The sequence below is a fragment of the Acinetobacter sp. ANC 3929 genome, from assembly GCF_000369405.1.
GTDB lineage: Bacteria > Pseudomonadota > Gammaproteobacteria > Pseudomonadales > Moraxellaceae > Acinetobacter.
In genome coordinates this window covers 276,553-295,061 of the sequence record NZ_KB850002.1, presented here as the reverse complement: position 1 = coordinate 295,061, position 18,509 = coordinate 276,553, and the positions used below count along the sequence as shown (strand labels likewise).

The following is an 18,509-nucleotide window of genomic DNA, read 5'->3' as shown; positions in this document are numbered from 1 at the left end:
CTTAAGCTTGACCTCCAACTAAACTTTGTTGAGTCGCTTTAGTTTCTGTTTTTGCCGCTGTTTCTTGCTGCAACATGGTATCGATTAACAAGCTATGCGCTTGATCTTGTAAATCATGTGCCAAGCCACGGTTGAAACGTACACAAATGTTATAGGCCATCACCGCAGGAATCGCTACTGCAAGACCAAGACCCGTCATAATCAGCGCCTCACCTACTGGGGTTGCGACTTGAGCTAAACCAGCTTGACCACTTTTACCTACGGCCACAAGCGCGTGGAAAATCCCCCATACAGTACCGAATAAACCCACAAACGGTGCAAGTGAAGCAATTGTTCCAAGAACGGATACACCTTTTTCTGCTTGAGATTTTTCAGCAGAGATTTGGCGAAGCAATGCTTGCTCAGCAACGGCTTTACGTTGTTCAAACGATAAAGGCTGTAACTTTGATTTAAGCGTAGCCAAAGCTTGAACAAGTTGAGTATAAGCTTGTTGTTTTAATTGGCGTGTTCCTAAAATACGCAGAATGAAAATAGTCCACGTTGCAATCGACATTGCTAATAGGATGAAATACAGTGTTTTACTTACTGCATCTGCATGTTGCCAATAAACTGAAAAGTTCATATACGAACTCCTGATTTAATCTGTCGCAAGGACTCAAATTTCATTAAGGACTAAGATCAAACGGCTGCTCTGCTCGAATTGGGTAAGCAACGCCATTTTCCATATACGGTTTAAATTTCGCACTTCTTACAGCACGTAAAACTTTTTCATCAAGATTCGGCAAACCACTACTACGGGTAATCCGTACATTGGTAATTTTACCTTTCTCGTCAGCTTCAATCAGTACCATCACTGAGCGTGTTTGGTTATCTAAATCTTTTGCTGTAACAGATAATTTCGGCGAACGACTCCACTGAACCCCTGCCCCCCCAATCGCGACGCGTTTCGGAGCTGGGTCAGCAGTAGGTTGAGGTTTTGCAACTTCTTGTACAGGCTGAGGTTTTTCCACAACTTTTTCAGTCACTTTCGTCGTGACCACGGCCGTTTCAACTTTTGGCTCAACTTTCGGCTCAGTTTTTTGTAGCACTGGTTTTGGCGCTTCTTTTACCTGTTGAACCTTTTCAATCTTTTTCGGTAGAGGTAAAGGTTTTTCAACGACTTTAACTTCCTTCACTTCTTTTTTAGGTTCAGGTTTCGGCTGTTCTTTTGGTTTAGGCAGTTCTGGTTTAGGTGGTTCTTTAATTTTAACGAACTTCACCTTAAGTGGTTCTTTTTCGATTGGTCTTAACTCAATCGTTTTCATCTGGCTAACCGCCCACAGAACGCCTACATGTCCAATCACAACTGTAACTAAGGCAGTGATGATTTTCTTTTTCATCGGGTGTGGCGTGTTGAATGTAGCAGGAGATTGACTCATAAGAATCTAAGTACCTAATAGATGGTGAGGCTTTCAAAAAAGCGATTTCACTCATCGGATAGAACAATGAAAGTGCCGTAATAATAAATGAGAAGTGTTTTCATTTGCAACCACTTTTTCTTGTATATTTGCTAAGCTTTGAAAAATAGGCATAAAAAAACATGCCTGATGGCATGTTCTTTTTATACAGCAGAGCAAAACTTTCTTAGAAAACCACAGTCTTGTTACCATCAACAATAATACGGTCTTCTAAATGCCATTTCACAGCGCGTGCCAATACATTACGTTCAACGTCTTCGCCTAACTCACGTAACTGTTCTACATTGTAATCATGGCTGACACGTTCAACATCTTGTTCGATAATTGGACCTTGATCGAGATCAGCAGTCACATAGTGTGCTGTTGCACCAATCAGCTTCACCCCTTTCTCATAAGCTTGCTTATATGGATTTGCACCAACAAAAGCAGGCAGGAAAGAATGATGAATATTGATGATCTTCATTTCCCACTTGGCAACAAAGTCTTCACTCAAAATCTGCATATAACGCGCCAAGATCAACAGATCATTGCCCTGCATCATTTCATCAATTTGAGCATAAGCTTCAACTTTATTGTCTTTATTGACCGGAACGACATGGAATGGAATACCGAAATTTTCAACTGATTCACGTAAATCTGGATGGTTCGAAATCACCTGGGTAATTTCACATGGTAATGAACCACGCGCATGACGCCATAACAATTCCAATAAAGCATGGTCGACTTTAGAAACTAAAATACCGACCTTCTTCAACTCACCAACAAAAGTAAGTTTCCATTGCATCTCATAACGTTCTGCAACATTAGCAGCAAAGGTCTGCATCAACGCTTCTTTACGAGATTGCAAATGATCAATCTCAAACTCAACACGCATAAAATAACGCCCGCCTTGAGCTTCTGTTGCGTACTGATCAAGTGCGGTAATGTTTGCTCCCTGATGATACAAAAAGCTCGATACGGCTTGCACGATCCCCGGCTTGTCTTCACAAGTAATCAGTAATCGCGCTGTGTGGGCTGTAGTCGTGTTCATTTGGTTAATATCACTTATTCGAATCAAATTAAAATCAAGCCGAGCATTCTAACCCTTTTTTGCTATTGACAAAATAGCTGCTGACGATCTATTCATCATCATTTTTAAGATTAGACAAACTCGCGAACAAGTCGGATGGCCCAAGTGATTTAAGTAACTGTTCATAGGTTTGGCGACTTTCACCCATTAAATACGGGCCTTCTAAGAACACCATTTGTCGCAATGCTTGCCAAACCCACTTTTCTTCCAAACGATTGTTATCGCTGATATGACCAGACATATATAAGAAATTGGTCCAGTTAGTCAGCACAATCCATAAGTTGATAATCAAGGCTTCGATTTCTGAATCGGTCATTTTCATCAATCCTGCATCCACAAAGGCACGATAAATTTTTTGCCCCTGCTGCATCACCTGTCCAGCAAAACGTGGATAGATTTTCCTGAAGTCTTCATTATTTTCGACCAGATGATAGACATCACGATGAATAAAGCGATATGCCCACAATTGATTGCTGAGTACTTGGAAATAACTAATTTTATCATTGGCATTCAATGGACGATCCGTTGGTAATGCCAGCATTTCCAAGGTTTCTGCCTGATATTGCTGTGCCAGTTCTTTAATAATTTCCTGTTTGTTACGGAAATGATAATACAAGTTGCCTGGGCTAATCCCGAGTTCAGCCGCGATGTGGTTGGTTGTGACCGAACGCTCTCCACGCTCATTAAACAACTGCAAACTGATTTGCAGAATTCGATCTTTTGTTTTATTCGGTTTAGCGTGCGACATTGATTTTAACCATCTATAACATAATCAATAGGTTATAAAACAAACCTATAAAGCGACTTGACACTTTAGAGTATTTACTCTAAAAATTAAAAAATAATAAGCTTTCTTTTGGTCCACTCCTATGAACAGTCAAACAAAAACAACCGCTATGACACCTCATGTTGATGTGAAACGGCTACATGATTTGCTTGAGCAGCAAAAAGCAGCTTACCAACGCCATCCTGTGCCAAGCGCCAAAGAACGCATTGAACGCTTAGCTCGACTTAAAAATATCTTGATAAAGTATCAAGATCAATTTGCTAACGCAATTAGTCAAGATTATGGCAACCGCGCCATTATGGAAACCAAAATTGGCGAAGTTTTGACTTGTCTAGAACATATCAAATACTACAGTAAAAACTTAACTGAATGGATGAAACCATCTAAACGCCATATCAGCATGTTACACCAACCAGCAAAAGGCTGGGTAGAATATCAACCACTAGGTGTGATCGGGGTGATTGCACCATGGAACTACCCTTTATTACTTTCAGTCGGCCCATTGATCTGTGCATTGGCTGCGGGTAACCATGCCATGATCAAAATTTCGAGTGCTTCTTCAAATTTTGGTTATGTGCTTGAAAACGCCCTTTCAGAGGCATTTCCACAAGAGTTGGTTGCTGTGGTAAATGGCGGTGGCGTCATTTCAGATGCATTCAGCCACCTCGCGTTTGATAAGATGATTTTCACAGGCTCAACATCTGTGGGTAAAACTGTCATGGCCGCAGCAGCAGAAAATCTGGTGCCAGTGATTTTAGAGCTCGGTGGAAAATCACCTGCATTGGTCCATTCAGCGATGAATATCCGTGATGTCGCACAACGTATTGCCGTTGGTAAGCTATGGAATGCGGGTCAAACCTGTGTAGCCCCAGACTATATGTTCCTGCCCAAAGGTAAAACAGCAGAGTTCACCAAGCACTATAATGATTTTGTAAACACCATGTATCCAAGCTTGCGTGACAATAAAGATTACACCTCAATTGTGAATGATAAACAATACAACCGTCTGCAAGGCTACTTAGAGGATGCCCGTGAACAAGGTGCCAATATTGTTGAACTCAATACCCAAAATGAGTCTTTAAATGAAGTTCGTAAAATTGCACCGACCTTATTAACTGGCGTGACCACTGAAATGGAAATTATGAAGAATGAGATCTTTGGTCCAATTCTGCCTATTTTAGAATACGACCATATCGATGATGCGCTGCAATTCATTAATAGTCGTCCACGCCCATTGGCTTTCTATTACTTCGATATCGATACTGCGCGCGCTGATTATGTGGCGGGACGTACCCATTCAGGGCATTTTGGTATCAACCAAGTTCTGACCCATGTGGCACAGGATGATCTGCCATTTGGTGGCATTGGTGCATCAGGTATGGGTAAATATCATGGCAAAGAAGGTTTCTTTAGCTTCTCACATGAACGCTCAATGATGTCAAACCCAGTAAGCCCTAAACTTTACAGTTTAAAATTCATCCTACCGCCTTATAATAAAGCAACACATAAGCTGCTTTTAAAAACACTATTTCGCTAGAAAGGGGCTGTTGACATATCAACACCCCCTCACTTGGTTAAGGCATGAGCTATCACACTAGATCATGTCTTGTTTTTACCAAATTCGCTTGTCTTTTAATCGTATTTTTGGTATAAAACGCCCCTTGAATGATTTCATCCGTTTACTTGAATGGCTAGTTGCACGAAACGGTGCTGTATAAACTAGCAATGGAGTTCACCATGTCTAAGGTTTGCCAAGTTACCGGCAAGCGTCCAATCGTTGGTAACAACGTATCGCACGCAAACAACAAAACCAAACGCCGGTTCGAGCCGAACCTGCACCACCACCGTTTTTGGTTAGAAAGCGAAAAGCGTTTTGTACGTCTTCGTCTAACCACTAAAGGTATGCGTATTATTGATAAATTGGGTATTGAGAAAGTTGTTGCTGATCTCCGTGCTCAAGGTCAAAAGATTTAAGGAGTCTGAACAATGCGTGATAAGATTCGCCTCGTTTCTACAGCTGGTACAGGTTATTTCTATACCACTACTAAGAACAAACGTACTATGCCGGAAAAAATGGAAATCAAAAAATTTGATCCAAAAATCCGTCAACACGTAATCTTCAAAGAAGCTAAAATTAAATAATTTTAGTTCTTTAAAAAAGCGACTTCTAAATGAAGTCGTTTTTTTTGCCTAATAAATGTATTTTGATTAAATAAAATACATAATAGACCTACATGATTTTTTTTGATAATTAAAAAAATTGTCATCAACAAATTCGATTTTACTTGTTACAATTTATTCGCTGTTTTCTTGGCATGTTTTATGCTCAGTTATTTCTACCTTAACCGCAACGATTAAGGAATTTCGATGCCACATGATGTTGATTTAATTATATTACTTGCTGTTGGTTTTGGTATGGCCCTTATTTTTGGCTATATCGCAGCACGTCTACGCCTCCCTCCTTTAATTGGTTATTTAGTTGCCGGCATCATTATTAGTCCCAATACCCCTGGTGTGGTCGGCGATATACAACTTGCCAATCAGCTTGCCGAACTTGGCGTCATGTTTTTAATGTTCGGTGTAGGGATGCATTTCTCCCTCAAGGATTTACTGCAAGTCCGCCGTATTGCCTTACCTGGTGCAATTTTGCAAATTGCCGTTGCAACCTTACTCGGTATTGCTGTTTCCATGTTTTGGGGCTGGAGCTTTGGTTCAGCACTGATTTTCGGTTTAAGCTTATCCTGTGCCAGTACAGTGGTATTACTCAAGGCTTTGGGAGATCGCGGCTTACTCGACTCTGTTAACGGAAAAATTGCCGTTGGCTGGCTCTTGGTTGAAGATCTGGTGATGGTGTTAGCCTTGGTACTTTTACCTGCAACAGCGGTATTACTCGGTGGACAAGCACTACCAGGAACAGATACATCACAAAGTATCTGGATCACCATTGGCATTACCCTACTTAAAGTCAGTGGCTTTATTGCATTCATGCTGATTATTGGTAAACGTCTTGTGCCAATGATTATGCAATTTGTCGCACGTTTAGGTTCTCGTGAACTGTTTACGCTCACCGTCGTAGCTGCTGCGGTTTCAATTGCCTACGGTTCTTATGCTGTGTTTGGTGTTTCCATGGCACTTGGCGCATTCTTTGCGGGAATGGTGGTTAAAGAATCTGACTTTAGTCACCGTGCTGAAGAAGAGACCCTGCCTTTACGTGAAATCTTCTCGATTCTATTCTTCGTCTCAGTCGGTATGCTGTTCGACCCAAGCATCTTGGTTGAAGCACCATTAAAGATTTTAGCAGTTGTTGCCATTATCATGGTGGGTAAGACCTTAGCAGCGATGGCTTTGGTGTTATTCTTCCGCTATCCAATTAATACTGCTTTAACGGTAGGTGCGAGTTTGGCACAAATTGGGGAGTTCTCCTTCATCTTGGCGACACTCGGCTTATCGCTCGGTTTACTCACACCTGATGCACAAAACCTGATCCTTGCAGGGGCATTATTCTCAATTACCCTAAATTCATTTGTGTTCTCTGCAATCGAACCTGTGCAACGTTGGATTCGTGAGCGCTCGCATTTGGCACGTATGTTAGAACGTAGTGGTGACCCACTGGCTATGTTGCCAGATGAGGTAGATCAGGCTTATCTGCGCGATCAGGTGGTCATTATCGGCTATGGTGGCGTTGGACGTCGCATCAGCGAAAATCTGATGCAACAAAATATCAAAGTCGTGATTGCTGAAGAAAATCGTGAAATTGTTGAAAAACTACGTGCTCAAGGCATTGCTGCTGTCAGTGGTGAAGCGACTGAACCCAATGTATTAATTCAAGCGCATATTCAACATGCCCGTCTGTTGGTCATTTCACCGATGGATATTCTAGATATTCATCGTATCGTGGATATTTCCAAACAGCTCAATCCTGAGATTCAGGTCCTTATTTGTGCGGAAAGCAAAGAGGAAGCGGTGATTATCCGTGAGGAAAACATCGGTGAAGTGTTCTATGCCAAAGAAGAAATGGCAAAAAATATGAGCCATCATATTCTTAGTCAAATCGAACTGGCGCATCAGTCCGAAGCTCACTAAATATTTCCAGAATAAAAAAGCGTACTTTAAGTACGCTTTTTTATTCTTTGAGATTAGCTCAAGTGTTGAGGTTGCTCATCGACCACTTCTGCTTGCCACTCATTCATCTGCTTTTCTAACAAACCAAACAAAGCGGCTTGAATCATATGCTGTGCGACAGTTGCTGTTTGATCACCAAGTATGGCTTTAACTTCGTCACTAAACTGTATCTTAACTAAAGGCTCATTTTCAGAACCCGCATTGCGCAAAGCAAGCTCACCACCTTCGAGTTGAACCAACTCAAGAACTGCTTCCTGATTACCAAATAATTCTTTTAACTGTTGCATTGACATAAATTTTCTCCATGCTTCAACATGGTGGCAAAGTATTTTGCGCTCACGTCTTATTTATATAAGTGCTGTTGGTATAGATTTCAAGTCGGCCTAAACATTCGACTTAGAACTCCACCATTTCATTGCGGAAACCATCAATTAAATGACTCAATTCACGGTGCCATTCACGTAAAATTTTAGCATCAGGCAACCATGCCTGTGGGCTTTGTGTGACTTTAATAATGAGGTTTGAAGAGGTCTCATTTTCAGGTTCAGGCGCAGTTGGCTCAGGCGCGTATTGGCACATACGGTAAGCACGCTTCAACTCTGCCACAAAACCATCTTTTGCGAGCTGTTGTAACACTAAAATTTCTGGGGAAACCTGTCCTTTATCAGCCATCTTTTCCTCAATCGATTTAAAGGTCGGCTGTAACTCATTCAACCGGTAATAACGTACCAATTCCTGCAAAAAAGCTAAAATTGCACCATGCAAATGGAAAACCGCAGCTTCGCGATAAGCCTGTGCCTGCTGAATATGTTCAGTTTGCTCCGCTTGTTGACATGCAAGACGAGCAAAATACAGTTTTTGATTGGTACGATCTGCATGATAACGAGCAACACGGGACATAATATTTTCCTTAAAGATCCTTTCTCTTGGTTTGGGGCCTATTGATATTTCACAGATGCTTGCGACAGAGGGCATTTTTTAGATGCTACAAGGCAGGTCTTATGTAATTTAGTTATTCTAAATAAATAAGACATAACGCAGTAGCAGCAAAAAATGTCCCTGTCCCGTAGGGTTATGGCTAAAACATCCATAAACTGCGTTATGAAACTTAACAAGGGAGTCGCCATTGTCTTCGTTTCATGCCTTGTTTATGTCATTTTAGCCGATAACGCAATGCATGGCTGAAATATCAATAGACCCTACTTAAGATTAAATGCTTTAATGATAAAATCAATATCTTTTGAGCCTGTCCATGCGTCATATTCAACAAGCCATACTGAGCTTAATATGCTGTGTGGTCATCCCAACCACCTATAGCTGCGAGCCAGCAGGATTAGACTGGGAAAAGCTCTATGCAGATTATGATCTCAACCATGATCAAATGATTGATCAAAATGAATGGAAAAAACTGATCCTTTTACAAGGTCAACCCGTTTCTTGGCAGAAACAGATTCTTGCCATCGATTCAAAAAAAATAAAAATCTTTAAAGCCTTAGATCTCAATCGCAATGGTCTCATTGATCAACAAGAGATCATCAACATTTACCAATACTTTTCCAATCCCTGTCAGGGTTGGGGTTCAACGTGGGGCAAATAAGCCGAAGACAAAAATTACTCAACATCCAGCTCAAGCAGATAGAATTTTCGCTTGGCCAAGACTTGAATCGGTGGATCAATCGGACGAATATTGCGAATGATCCAAGCCAAATATCCTTCAGTCCAATCCGTCGCACAAGCGGCATCAACTTCATCAGATTGCCACGAATGCACTGATTCAATATCCACCAGTGCAACTGCAAAACCAACGTCTTCACCCCCATCATTCAAAAGAAAATTTTGATTTTCTACAATCATTAAATCTTTCAGTGGCAACATTTCAGGTTGCCATGAGCGAACTTCAAGCGTTTTAATTTTCTTGGCTATTCGCTCAGCATTTGGCGCAACAATTGATAAAGCGGTATATTGCTTTAACATCGATAATTAAGCTTTGTCATCCGCAGCTTTGACACGAATGCCTTGGCTTTTTACTTTCAAGGTGTTTAAACCTTTAATTGCTTTAATTGCTTCACGAGGGTTTGGCATTTCAACAAAACCGAAACCTTTCGATTTACCTGTTCCTTCATCTTTGACCACGACACAAGACTCAACTTTTCCATATGCTTTGAATAAGTCGAGAATTTCCGCATCAGTCACATTACGGTCTAAATTACGAACTAAAATTTTCATGCTAAAACCTAAAAGATGATTCATTGTTTAATCAATGAATCAAAAGAAATTGAATCTGCTTAGTTTAATCGAAATCAATCCCAAAACCTAAATTGATTGTGGCAGCACGAGAGCGATTGCTCTGAGCATAGGCACGTGGAATATCTCGATGAATCTGAACATCCACTAAATGTTGAGGTAAATCATTGAGGAAGTAGCTTTCTATTTTTCTTCCTAACTCATCATATTGATCTTGTGACCATAAATTTAAATTCTGTTTGGTCAAAATCAATTCATCTTCTGCACGTGTTAAGGCCACATAAAGTACGCGACGCTCCTCTTCAACATCATCAAAATCACCTTGTGCGCGTGCATGAGGATATTGATTCGGAGAAACATGCGGAACATAGCAGACTTTCTGTTCAGCACCCTTCGCTGAATGGATGGTAATCAGCGTCACTAAGTCTTGGTCAGGCGTTTTATCAATTTCTGAAACAGAAATTGGATCAAGCACATATTCCTCTAAGAACTCACCAAGAGAGCTATGTTTACGTGCCAATTGCTTGACCAAGTCAAAGTCTTTGACACGGCGTGACCAATCTTTGGTTTTATAATTATTTTCTAGCTGTTCATTCAATGCATCGATTGCCAGACCGATGCAAGCTTCGACATGTTGCTGCAACACATCCAGCTGCATCAAAATTAAAATCGCTTGCTGTGGTACTTTGCCGTGTCGTTCCAGACGTTGACAACGCGCTTCGATATCAGGAAGCTGAATCAACTCCTGTGCCAACTTACTGGCACCGACATCACCTACCCCATCCCAGAGCGTCAGGAAGCGCATCCACGCTAAATCATCTTGAGGGTTAACACTCACCCGCAGTAAGCTCAATACATCTTTAACATGCGCAGATTCAAGTAGCTTTACCCCACCAATAAAGCGATAAGGGATATTCGCCGCAATCAATGCTCCTTCCAAAAAACGCCCACTAAAACCAGAACGCAATAGCACCATGTGTTCCGCCCAAGCCGCACCTTGTATATGGCGACGATTCAAATCTTGGATCATCCAATTGGCTTCTTCAAACTCATTGCTCAAGATATGCAATTGTGGCTTTAAACCTTTACCGCGATAAGCCTGTAAATGTTTGTCATATTCAATTTGGCTCTGCTCCAGCAACCAATTAGATAAATCTAAAATACCTTGGGTCGAACGATAATTCATTTCTAAAGTCAGTACTTCGGCATCAGGCACACGTTCTTTAAAATGATGAATATTTTCAAAATCTGCGCCACGAAAACCATAAATGGATTGTGCATCATCTCCGACACAAAACAATTTGACCTTGCCCACCAGCGGCTGTAACAAAGCCCATTGCAGTGGATTGGTATCCTGCATTTCATCAACCAACAAGGCAGAGCAAAAACCAGTGACCCACTTCACCAGTTCAGGTGAACTTTGTAAATGCACTGCGACAATCGCCAGAATATCGTCATAATCCAAGAAATTACGTTCTTGCTTACGCTGTTCATAGGCTTTCATCAATTCAGTAATTTGCGCTTTATACTCGACCGCTTGAGGCAACTGCTCAACCAAAGCATCCGACAGTTTGGCTTTGGTATTACGGGCATAGGAATAGAGATCACACAATTCAGCCGCTTTCGGCAACACATTACCCTGGTCTTTACCGCGTAACAAACGGAACATCAGCAATTGATCATCTCGATCAATAATACTGAACTGGGTCAGACCAAACGCACGTGGATTACGACGTAGTAGATACATACAAAAAGTATGGAACGTCGATGCGCGTAACCCTTTAGCCTGCACGCCCATATGCTGTTCAACACGGGTTACAATTTCACTTGCTGCACGACGGGTAAAGGTCAGAATCTGGATCTGTTGTGCTGGCAAACCTTGATCAATTAAATACGCTGCTCTCGCTACAATCGTCTTGGTTTTACCGCAACCAGCTCCTGCCAAAACTAGACAATTTTGTGCCACTGTTGTGGCTGCCCGTCTTTGTTGCGGATTCAGTTCATCAATTAGCTTGGCAAGCGTCATACAATTGGTCAATTAGAAATGAAGCGCTATTTTAACAGACTAAAGCAGTCGAGATGTTTTCTGCTACAAAAACAAAAAGAGCATGTGTCATACATGCTCTTCCTTCTAGCTTGGTTACTTAAACTGTAGTTGAACTATGCGGCAACTGCTTAATTGCACCCGCAAAAGTCAGGTAATTAATCCCTTGGAACAAAATATCAATCGCAAGGAACATCCCCAACACCCAAAACGGTGAATCAGGTGATGAAAGAATCAAAATTCCTGTTAATAGGGTCAATATACCCGAAAACAGTACCCAGCCCCAGCCTGAGATTGGTCGTAAAATAAAAGCATTTACACTACGAATAATCCCCGCAATAATTAAGGCAATGGCCAAGAAACTGGTGAGCACCACCGCGGTAATCACAGGCGTAGTAAAGGCAAAATAACCTGCTGCCAAATACAACACACCAAACAAGGCCCACAACCAACGTGTGCCACCTTTAAACACCATAAATGCGGCAACAAAATGCAAAATACCACCCAACATCATCAACACACCGAACAACAACACGGCAGATAATGTTGCAAATGGTAAAGCCGCTAAAAGAACTAGGCCAAAAATAACCAATAACACACCCAATAACAGATACCATTTACGATCAGCATGTAGCTGATTGCGAATCAGATCGTTACCCACTGTTTTCATCATTATTTACTCTTTTATCATCAATGTTATATCTCCATTTTGAGCGAGTTTCCCGCTCAGTTCTGTATAAGGCATGTTGATAATTAATAATGTAATGTCAGGAAAACTCATGTTTTATTTAAATGGTCTCTCGTTAGGCCACGATTCTGTTCATCAAGATCCATCTATGGATAAGCCGAGACTTATCCACAATTCATTTGATCCAGCCAATTTCTTGGGCTGTTAGCACACTCAATACCGTCTGCTCTAAATTATTTGGCATTGTACTTTTGTGTTCTGAGAGTGGGATACGTCCCCCCATAATTTCAGCCTCTGTTTGTGGAAATAGAGGTTGTTTATCTGCTTGTGCATAGCCAATAGGGAAAATAGGCTCACCATTGCTTAAATTATATTTATCTGTCGCGCCAAAACCATGCAGTAACTCATGTACCAATACCACATTGTTCTGTTCTGCCTGTTTTGCTGAAGCAAATAAATTGACCGAACCGATTCGCCCACGCTCTAATGCAGTCGAGTGTTTTAACTCACGTGTTTGCTTTGGGTCATAGAAATTCAAATATAGAGTTAGGCTCGGTGATCCATCAATCGACTGGTGCTGTTTCCATGCATAAAAGCGAAACTTGAGACTCCACAGCATATTATTCAAAATACTTGGTTGCTCAGACATCTTCGGTGGTGTTTGCTTTAATTCACGCCCAATTTGAATGATAAAGTAGCTGCTTTGCCCTCGATATTGCTGACTGTTTTTTTCCAGATATTGCTTCACCTCAGCAAAATCATCTTGCTGCAATTGTTGAATATATTGCTGTGTTGTGGCTAATCCATCCGCGTTAATCGGATGAAGTAAGATATTAATTGGCTGATTCCAATCCTGATTTTGATCACGATAAGCATTTACTGCAACAATCAGCAACACCAGCAATAAGCATGCAACTCGAATATTTTTCCACATGAACTTCTCCCCCAACCCAAAGTCATTATTATTTTTCTTTATGCTATAAAAAATGCCAGCAATTGCCAGCATTTTTTAAACTTTAATGTTTAAGCCTCTATCCATTTACCATCTTGGAAAACCAAACTCCACTTGGTTTGTTTGCCTTCAGTAGTCTCTGAACCCACATACTGTGCTTGGTTCTTACGGCTGAATTTCACCACCGTTGGATTACCTTCTGGATCAACATCGGGAGCTTCCAACAAGAACTGGTATTTCGGATCAAGCTGCTCAGCAACACTGCGTAATTCAGCCACTTTCGGTGCACGCGTTTCACGAATTTTCGGGAATTTGCTGGCTGCCAAGAACAGGCCAGCTGCACCATCACGTAACACAAAGAAATCATCATGCTTGGCTGAACGTAAGTGTTCCATTTTGATTGGATCAACACGCGGCGGTGCTGGTTGACCGCTCTTTAATACTTTACGGGTATTGTCACAGCTTGAGCAGGCAAAGTAAGGACCAAAACGACCGGTTTTTAACTGCATCTCACCGTCACATTTATCACATGGAATGGTTGGACCGTCATAGCCCTTGATCTTGAATTCACCTTCTTCGACTTCGTAACCATCACAATCTGGGTTATTACCACAGACATGCAATTTACGACCACCATCGACCACATAGCTGTCCATTGCTGTACCGCATTTAGGGCAACGGTGTTTCGACATCAAATCAGCAGTTTCAGCACCATCGTCATCCGACAATGCCGCCAAAGACTCAACTGGCGTTAAGTTCAGTGTTCCTTTACAACGCTCTTTCGGTGGCAAGTTATAACCTGAACATCCTAAGAATACACCAGTTGTGCCCGTGCGAACTTGCATTGGGCGTGAACATTCAGGGCAAGAGACATCGGCAACTTCGACTGGCTGATTACGGCGCATACCGCTTTCACCCTGCGCATTGGTCAAACGTTTCTTAAAATCACCGTAGAAGGTATCCAGTAACTCTTTCCAGTTACGCTCACCCATTGCAACACGGTCTAATTGACCTTCTAAATCAGCGGTAAAAGCATAATTCATCAGGTTATTAAAACTTTCATCCAAACGATCTGTAACGATCTCACCCATCTTCTCGGCAAAGAGACGACGGTTTTCCAGTTTTACATAACCACGTTCCTGAATGGTCGAAATAATCGCAGCATAGGTCGATGGACGGCCAATGCCTTTTTTCTCTAATTCTTTCACCAAAGACGCTTCGGTAAAGCGTGCAGGTGGCTTAGTAAAATGCTGACTCGGATCAAGTTTTTCTAACTTAAGGACTTCACCAACTTTCACCGCAGGCAATAAAATATCATCATCCGATTTATTGGCACCACGAACACGGGTAAAACCATCAAATACCAGTGTACGGCCTTTGGCCTTTAACTCAACATTTGACGCTTCAACAGTCAACGTCGAAGATAAATATTCTGCTGGTGTCATTTGACAGGCAACAAATTGACGCCAAATCAAATCATATAAACGCTGTGCATCACGCTCTACGCCCGCAAGTTTATCGCCAGTCAAACCAACATCTGAAGGACGGATTGCTTCATGGGCTTCCTGTGCACCCGCTTTATTGCCATAACGATTTGGCTTGGCAGGTACATATTTTTCACCAAAATTTTGTTGAATATGGTTACGCACCATATTCACAGCGTCATCACTCAAAAAGGTTGAGTCTGTACGCATATAAGTAATAAAACCACCTTCATACAAACGTTGCGCCAACATCATGGTTTTCTTTACAGAGAACCCTAAACGCGTACTCGCCGCTTGTTGTAAGGTTGAAGTGATATACGGGGCACTTGGATTAACTTTGGTTGGTTTATCTTCACGCAATGCTACTTTATATTCAGCATCTTTTAATACGCTGAGTAAAGCATCAGTTTCCGCTTTGTTTTTAAGCTTAAGTGTTTTACCTGCTTGTTTAACCGCTTCTAAGCGAATGTCTTCTTTCTTGGAAATGGTATCTGCAAAGACTTGCCAATATTCTTCTGGAATAAATGCACGGATTTCGCGTTCACGCTCAACCACCAATTTCACAGCAACAGACTGCACTCGCCCAGCTGATAGGCCACGGGCAATTTTTTCCCATAGCAGTGGTGACACCATAAAGCCCACAACACGGTCGAGGAAACGACGTGCCTGCTGAGCATTGACACGGTTTAAATCAAGTCGTGTTGGCTGTTTAAACGCTTCTTGAATGGCATTTTTGGTAATCTCGTTAAAAACCACACGATGGTAACGGCTATCATCACCACCGATGACCTCTCTCAAGTGCCAAGCAATCGCTTCCCCTTCTCTATCCAAATCCGTTGCGAGATAGATTGCATCTGCATCTTTGGCGAGTTTTTTCAGTTCGGCAACCACATGCTCTTTGCCTGGCAGTACTTCATAGTGTGCGATCCAATCATGCTCTGGATCAACACCCATACGGTTAATGAGGGCAGATTGAGCCTTTTCAGTTTTCTGCTGTTCAGTCAATTTGGCACGAGTTGCAGGCTTCTTTTCCGCAGACTTCGCACCACCTCCTGTCGGTAAATCACGCACATGACCTACCGATGACTTCACCACATACTGTGAACCCAAATATTTATTAATTGTTTTCGCTTTTGCAGGCGACTCCACAATCACTAAGGCACGTTTCTTTGCAGCAGATGCGGAAGCTGCTGTGCTTTCTGAAGCAGAGCGTGGAGTATTCGCCATAATAAATCGTTTTTCCTATGATCAATCAGAGAGTTAGCGCTGTGCTAAATCATGTAAATAAGCTTTTATCTGTTCAAGCTGTGTGGCTCTTAGGTCTGTTTCTTCATCCCAATATAGTCCGACACAGTTTGCCTGCATATCAATAGCATAAACTCCTTTTAATGCAATGGTTAAATCATTAAATTTCTGATCACCTTGCACCACCTGAAGTTTTCCATCGACCACACGCGCACGCATCAACGCCAAACGGGCATCTGGAATAAGAACACTATAATAGGCCACCATACTGGCACGTTTTTCCGAGGCCATCGGGATCTTGGTCCATTCTGGCGCAACGATTAAACGAGGATGCAATCCCATTTTACGTGCTTGGTCACGCATCATACCCAATGCCTTTTCACGCGGGCTGACACGTAAGCCAAAAATCGAACCGAGTACAAAAAGTACAATCGCGACCGTGATCCAAATTCCAATATTACTCATAAAGTAGCCCAAAACTTTCTTTTATTAGCGTTACATAAGTTGAATCCAAAAGGCAAGTTACAACGTAAAAATAATCTTGGATTCAACGATAGCCTTTGAAGCATCCCTTTGCAGACCACCCAAAGCCTAAAAACAAAATACGTTTAACACGCTTATTTTATTCAACAAGCGTTAATTTTCCGAATTGATCGAGATGTGCATCTCCCCAATTCTTCAATGCAACAATAATCTGCTCCAGACTACGGCCTAAATCAGTTAAACAATATTCAACTTTTGGAGGCACCTGAGGATAGACCTCTCGATGCAGCAGGCCATCTTGTTCTAATTCACGTAGCTGATTGGTCAGCATTCTCTGCGTAATACTCGGTACACGCTTGCGAATTTCGTTAAATCTCAAGGTGCCCTCATTAAATAAATGCCAGAGAATGACACACTTCCATTTACCATCAATCAAGCTGATGGCAGCTTCGACGGAACAGCCTGGGGAACAATCAAAACTCGAATGTCGCATTTTTGCCATTTTACAGTATCCTTTTTGACACTATGAGCGTTATTTGTCTGTAGTCACCAAAATTAAGCTTAAGTTATGCTGAGAGTCCAATCAAGTGGAAGCATAACGATGAAAGCTGTGGCATATCAAAAGGCAGGTGCAATTACATTAGACGATGCACTTGTCGATATTGAGATCGACTCACCGGTTGCACAAGGGCATGATTTACTCGTCCGTGTGCAAGCTATTTCAGTCAATCCAGTCGATACCAAAATTCGAAACAATAAAAGCGCAGAAGATCATCAATGGAAAATTCTGGGCTGGGATGCGGTTGGTGTTGTTGAGGCCATTGGCGAACACGTCACTCAATTCAAAATTGGTGATCAAGTCTGGTATGCGGGTGCGCTCAACCGGTCAGGCAGTAACTGTGAACTACAACTGGTTGATGAGCGCATTGTTGGACATAAACCCCAATCACTCGATGCAAGCGAAGCAGCAGCACTGCCTTTGACTGCAATTACCGCATGGGAAATGCTGTTTGATCGATTACAAGTACCTCAAACTGCCACTGAAAACACGTCGATCCTCGTCATTGGTGGTGCGGGTGGCGTTGGTTCAACTACCATTCAATTGCTGAAACAATTAACCAATCTGACCATCATCAGTACGGCATCTCGACCAGAGACTGCTGAATGGATAAAACAGTTGGGCGCAGATTATGTATTGGACCATAGCCAAGCTTTAGCGGCACAAATTCAACAGCTCGGTTTAAATGCGCCTTTATATGTATTTTCAACCACGCAAACCGATCAGCATCTCGCTGATATTGCAGAACTGATCGCAGCCCAAGGGCATTTCGGTTTAATTGATGATCCTGAGCAACTCGACATTCAGCCCTTTAAATCAAAGTCTGTTTCGGTTCATTGGGAGCTTATGTTCACGCGTTCTATGTACCAGACCGAAGATATGATCAAACAGAGCCAACTGTTGAATCAGGTTGCAGGCTTAGTTGATGCTGGAAAAATAAAAACTACAGTGAGTCAGGTTCTATCACCAATCAACGCCGAAAACCTGAAACGTGCACATCAACAAATCGAAACGGGTACAACCAAAGGGAAAATTGTGCTGCATGGTTTTTAAATGCAATCATTCAAGGTAAATCTTACAGCAATGCAACTCCGCATTGCTGCATGATTTATTAATAATGAGGGGGTTTGTCATTCACAGGGTCAAAAGCGGCAATTCCTTCCGATAAATCTGAAGATTCAACTCGACGATATAAAAATTGCATTTGTTTTTTTAAATCAGCAATTTCCTGCGTTTGAATTGCGAGCTGTTGATTCAATTGTTCAACTAAATCATCTAAAAATGCAATTCGGACTTGCAAATCTTCAATGGGTGCGGAGAATGACGCGTGATTATCAAAATTTTGTGGTTTAGTCATTTCAGACCTCATCTGAAC

21 protein-coding genes are annotated in these 18,509 nt (G+C 41.8%); 6 read left to right on the top strand and 15 right to left on the bottom strand.

The window, feature by feature from the left end; translation table 11 throughout:
- Position 1: 1 nt before the first annotated feature.
- The 4 genes from F909_RS00145 to F909_RS00160 form a co-directional block, all read right to left on the bottom strand.
- Positions 2-622, bottom strand: a complete 621-nt coding sequence (locus F909_RS00145) for a MotA/TolQ/ExbB proton channel family protein (protein WP_005155159.1) — start codon at positions 620-622, stop codon at positions 2-4.
- 43 nt (positions 623-665) lie between these two features.
- Positions 666-1,418: an energy transducer TonB gene (locus F909_RS00150; protein ID WP_005155158.1), complete on the bottom strand. Its 753-nt coding sequence runs from the start codon at positions 1,416-1,418 to the stop codon at positions 666-668.
- Between the two features lie 205 nt (positions 1,419-1,623).
- Complete coding sequence (purU, locus tag F909_RS00155; RefSeq protein WP_004802565.1) at positions 1,624-2,487, bottom strand: formyltetrahydrofolate deformylase; 864 nt, start codon at positions 2,485-2,487, stop codon at positions 1,624-1,626.
- Between the two features lie 88 nt (positions 2,488-2,575).
- A complete protein-coding gene (locus F909_RS00160; RefSeq protein WP_004655980.1) occupies positions 2,576-3,274 on the bottom strand; it encodes a TetR/AcrR family transcriptional regulator in 699 nt (232 codons plus the stop codon).
- A 121-nt stretch (positions 3,275-3,395) separates the two neighbouring features.
- On the opposite strand from F909_RS00160, the gene F909_RS00165 reads away from it, so the two are divergent.
- The 4 genes from F909_RS00165 to F909_RS00180 all read left to right on the top strand — a co-directional run bounded on the left by F909_RS00165 (position 3,396) and on the right by F909_RS00180 (position 7,396).
- A complete protein-coding gene (locus F909_RS00165; protein WP_005155156.1) occupies positions 3,396-4,850 on the top strand; it encodes a coniferyl aldehyde dehydrogenase in 1,455 nt (484 codons plus the stop codon).
- Between the two features lie 200 nt (positions 4,851-5,050).
- A complete protein-coding gene (gene rpmB, locus F909_RS00170) occupies positions 5,051-5,287 on the top strand; it encodes a 50S ribosomal protein L28 (RefSeq protein ID WP_004649871.1) in 237 nt (78 codons plus the stop codon).
- Between the two features lie 12 nt (positions 5,288-5,299).
- A complete protein-coding gene (rpmG, locus tag F909_RS00175) occupies positions 5,300-5,455 on the top strand; it encodes a 50S ribosomal protein L33 (RefSeq protein WP_003654787.1) in 156 nt (51 codons plus the stop codon).
- A gap of 225 nt (positions 5,456-5,680) precedes the next feature.
- Positions 5,681-7,396 (top strand): cation:proton antiporter, encoded by a 1,716-nt coding sequence (locus F909_RS00180; protein WP_005155153.1) that lies wholly within the window; start codon positions 5,681-5,683, stop codon positions 7,394-7,396.
- Positions 7,397-7,449: 53 nt separating this feature from the next.
- Here the strand turns inward: F909_RS00180 and F909_RS00185 are convergent, their stop codons facing one another.
- Positions 7,450-7,728 carry a hypothetical protein gene (locus tag F909_RS00185; protein ID WP_004802556.1) on the bottom strand — a complete coding sequence of 93 codons (279 nt, stop codon included), beginning with the start codon at positions 7,726-7,728 and terminating at the stop codon, positions 7,450-7,452.
- A gap of 103 nt (positions 7,729-7,831) precedes the next feature.
- A complete protein-coding gene (locus F909_RS00190; protein ID WP_005155152.1) occupies positions 7,832-8,335 on the bottom strand; it encodes a DUF6586 family protein in 504 nt (167 codons plus the stop codon).
- Between the two features lie 352 nt (positions 8,336-8,687).
- Here F909_RS00190 and F909_RS00195 point away from each other — a divergent pair, with 352 nt between their 5' ends.
- Positions 8,688-9,032, top strand: a complete 345-nt coding sequence (locus tag F909_RS00195; RefSeq protein WP_005155150.1) for an EF-hand domain-containing protein — start codon at positions 8,688-8,690, stop codon at positions 9,030-9,032.
- A gap of 14 nt (positions 9,033-9,046) precedes the next feature.
- On the opposite strand, the gene F909_RS00200 is transcribed toward F909_RS00195, so the two are convergent.
- From F909_RS00200 to F909_RS00235, 8 genes are all read right to left on the bottom strand, one after another.
- A complete protein-coding gene (locus tag F909_RS00200; protein WP_005155143.1) occupies positions 9,047-9,409 on the bottom strand; it encodes an ASCH domain-containing protein in 363 nt (120 codons plus the stop codon).
- 6 nt (positions 9,410-9,415) lie between these two features.
- Entirely contained in the window at positions 9,416-9,661 is a 246-nt protein-coding gene (locus F909_RS00205; protein ID WP_004659070.1) for an RNA recognition motif domain-containing protein, read from the bottom strand.
- Between the two features lie 64 nt (positions 9,662-9,725).
- Entirely contained in the window at positions 9,726-11,705 is a 1,980-nt protein-coding gene (locus tag F909_RS00210; RefSeq protein WP_005155140.1) for an ATP-dependent helicase, read from the bottom strand.
- A gap of 118 nt (positions 11,706-11,823) precedes the next feature.
- Positions 11,824-12,396 carry an HdeD family acid-resistance protein gene (locus F909_RS00215; RefSeq protein ID WP_005155139.1) on the bottom strand — a complete coding sequence of 191 codons (573 nt, stop codon included), beginning with the start codon at positions 12,394-12,396 and terminating at the stop codon, positions 11,824-11,826.
- 190 nt (positions 12,397-12,586) lie between these two features.
- Positions 12,587-13,345 carry a hypothetical protein gene (locus F909_RS00220; protein ID WP_005155137.1) on the bottom strand — a complete coding sequence of 253 codons (759 nt, stop codon included), beginning with the start codon at positions 13,343-13,345 and terminating at the stop codon, positions 12,587-12,589.
- 89 nt (positions 13,346-13,434) lie between these two features.
- Positions 13,435-16,074 (bottom strand): type I DNA topoisomerase, encoded by a 2,640-nt coding sequence (gene topA, locus F909_RS00225; protein WP_005155136.1) that lies wholly within the window; start codon positions 16,072-16,074, stop codon positions 13,435-13,437.
- Between the two features lie 33 nt (positions 16,075-16,107).
- Positions 16,108-16,557, bottom strand: a complete 450-nt coding sequence (locus F909_RS00230; RefSeq protein WP_004802536.1) for a hypothetical protein — start codon at positions 16,555-16,557, stop codon at positions 16,108-16,110.
- A 157-nt stretch (positions 16,558-16,714) separates the two neighbouring features.
- Positions 16,715-17,077 carry a winged helix-turn-helix transcriptional regulator gene (locus F909_RS00235; RefSeq protein WP_005155135.1) on the bottom strand — a complete coding sequence of 121 codons (363 nt, stop codon included), beginning with the start codon at positions 17,075-17,077 and terminating at the stop codon, positions 16,715-16,717.
- 99 nt (positions 17,078-17,176) lie between these two features.
- Here F909_RS00235 and F909_RS00240 point away from each other — a divergent pair, with 99 nt between their 5' ends.
- Entirely contained in the window at positions 17,177-18,187 is a 1,011-nt protein-coding gene (locus F909_RS00240) for a zinc-binding alcohol dehydrogenase family protein (protein ID WP_005155134.1), read from the top strand.
- A 58-nt stretch (positions 18,188-18,245) separates the two neighbouring features.
- Here F909_RS00240 and F909_RS00245 read toward each other — a convergent pair whose 3' ends face one another.
- Positions 18,246-18,491 carry a SlyX family protein gene (locus F909_RS00245; RefSeq protein WP_005155133.1) on the bottom strand — a complete coding sequence of 82 codons (246 nt, stop codon included), beginning with the start codon at positions 18,489-18,491 and terminating at the stop codon, positions 18,246-18,248.
- Positions 18,492-18,509 lie beyond the last annotated feature (18 nt).

Bases quoted from the DNA above. Each gene is read 5' to 3' on its own strand.
- F909_RS00210 (WP_005155140.1), bottom strand. From the start codon at position 11,705: ATGACGCTTGCCAAGCTAATTGATGAACTGAATCCGCAACAAAGACGG.
- F909_RS00165 (WP_005155156.1), top strand. From the start codon at position 3,396: ATGAACAGTCAAACAAAAACAACCGCTATGACACCTCATGTTGATGTG.
- F909_RS00215 (WP_005155139.1), bottom strand. From the start codon at position 12,396: ATGATGAAAACAGTGGGTAACGATCTGATTCGCAATCAGCTACATGCT.
- F909_RS00180 (WP_005155153.1), top strand. From the start codon at position 5,681: ATGCCACATGATGTTGATTTAATTATATTACTTGCTGTTGGTTTTGGT.
- F909_RS00160 (WP_004655980.1), bottom strand. From the start codon at position 3,274: ATGTCGCACGCTAAACCGAATAAAACAAAAGATCGAATTCTGCAAATC.
- F909_RS00235 (WP_005155135.1), bottom strand. From the start codon at position 17,077: ATGGCAAAAATGCGACATTCGAGTTTTGATTGTTCCCCAGGCTGTTCC.
- F909_RS00195 (WP_005155150.1), top strand. From the start codon at position 8,688: ATGCGTCATATTCAACAAGCCATACTGAGCTTAATATGCTGTGTGGTC.
- rpmG (WP_003654787.1), top strand. From the start codon at position 5,300: ATGCGTGATAAGATTCGCCTCGTTTCTACAGCTGGTACAGGTTATTTC.
- F909_RS00240 (WP_005155134.1), top strand. From the start codon at position 17,177: ATGAAAGCTGTGGCATATCAAAAGGCAGGTGCAATTACATTAGACGAT.
- F909_RS00190 (WP_005155152.1), bottom strand. From the start codon at position 8,335: ATGTCCCGTGTTGCTCGTTATCATGCAGATCGTACCAATCAAAAACTG.
- F909_RS00150 (WP_005155158.1), bottom strand. From the start codon at position 1,418: ATGAGTCAATCTCCTGCTACATTCAACACGCCACACCCGATGAAAAAG.
- F909_RS00145 (WP_005155159.1), bottom strand. From the start codon at position 622: ATGAACTTTTCAGTTTATTGGCAACATGCAGATGCAGTAAGTAAAACA.
- F909_RS00245 (WP_005155133.1), bottom strand. From the start codon at position 18,491: ATGACTAAACCACAAAATTTTGATAATCACGCGTCATTCTCCGCACCC.
- F909_RS00200 (WP_005155143.1), bottom strand. From the start codon at position 9,409: ATGTTAAAGCAATATACCGCTTTATCAATTGTTGCGCCAAATGCTGAG.
- topA (WP_005155136.1), bottom strand. From the start codon at position 16,074: ATGGCGAATACTCCACGCTCTGCTTCAGAAAGCACAGCAGCTTCCGCA.
- F909_RS00220 (WP_005155137.1), bottom strand. From the start codon at position 13,345: ATGTGGAAAAATATTCGAGTTGCATGCTTATTGCTGGTGTTGCTGATT.
- F909_RS00185 (WP_004802556.1), bottom strand. From the start codon at position 7,728: ATGTCAATGCAACAGTTAAAAGAATTATTTGGTAATCAGGAAGCAGTT.
- F909_RS00230 (WP_004802536.1), bottom strand. From the start codon at position 16,557: ATGAGTAATATTGGAATTTGGATCACGGTCGCGATTGTACTTTTTGTA.
- rpmB (WP_004649871.1), top strand. From the start codon at position 5,051: ATGTCTAAGGTTTGCCAAGTTACCGGCAAGCGTCCAATCGTTGGTAAC.
- F909_RS00205 (WP_004659070.1), bottom strand. From the start codon at position 9,661: ATGAAAATTTTAGTTCGTAATTTAGACCGTAATGTGACTGATGCGGAA.
- purU (WP_004802565.1), bottom strand. From the start codon at position 2,487: ATGAACACGACTACAGCCCACACAGCGCGATTACTGATTACTTGTGAA.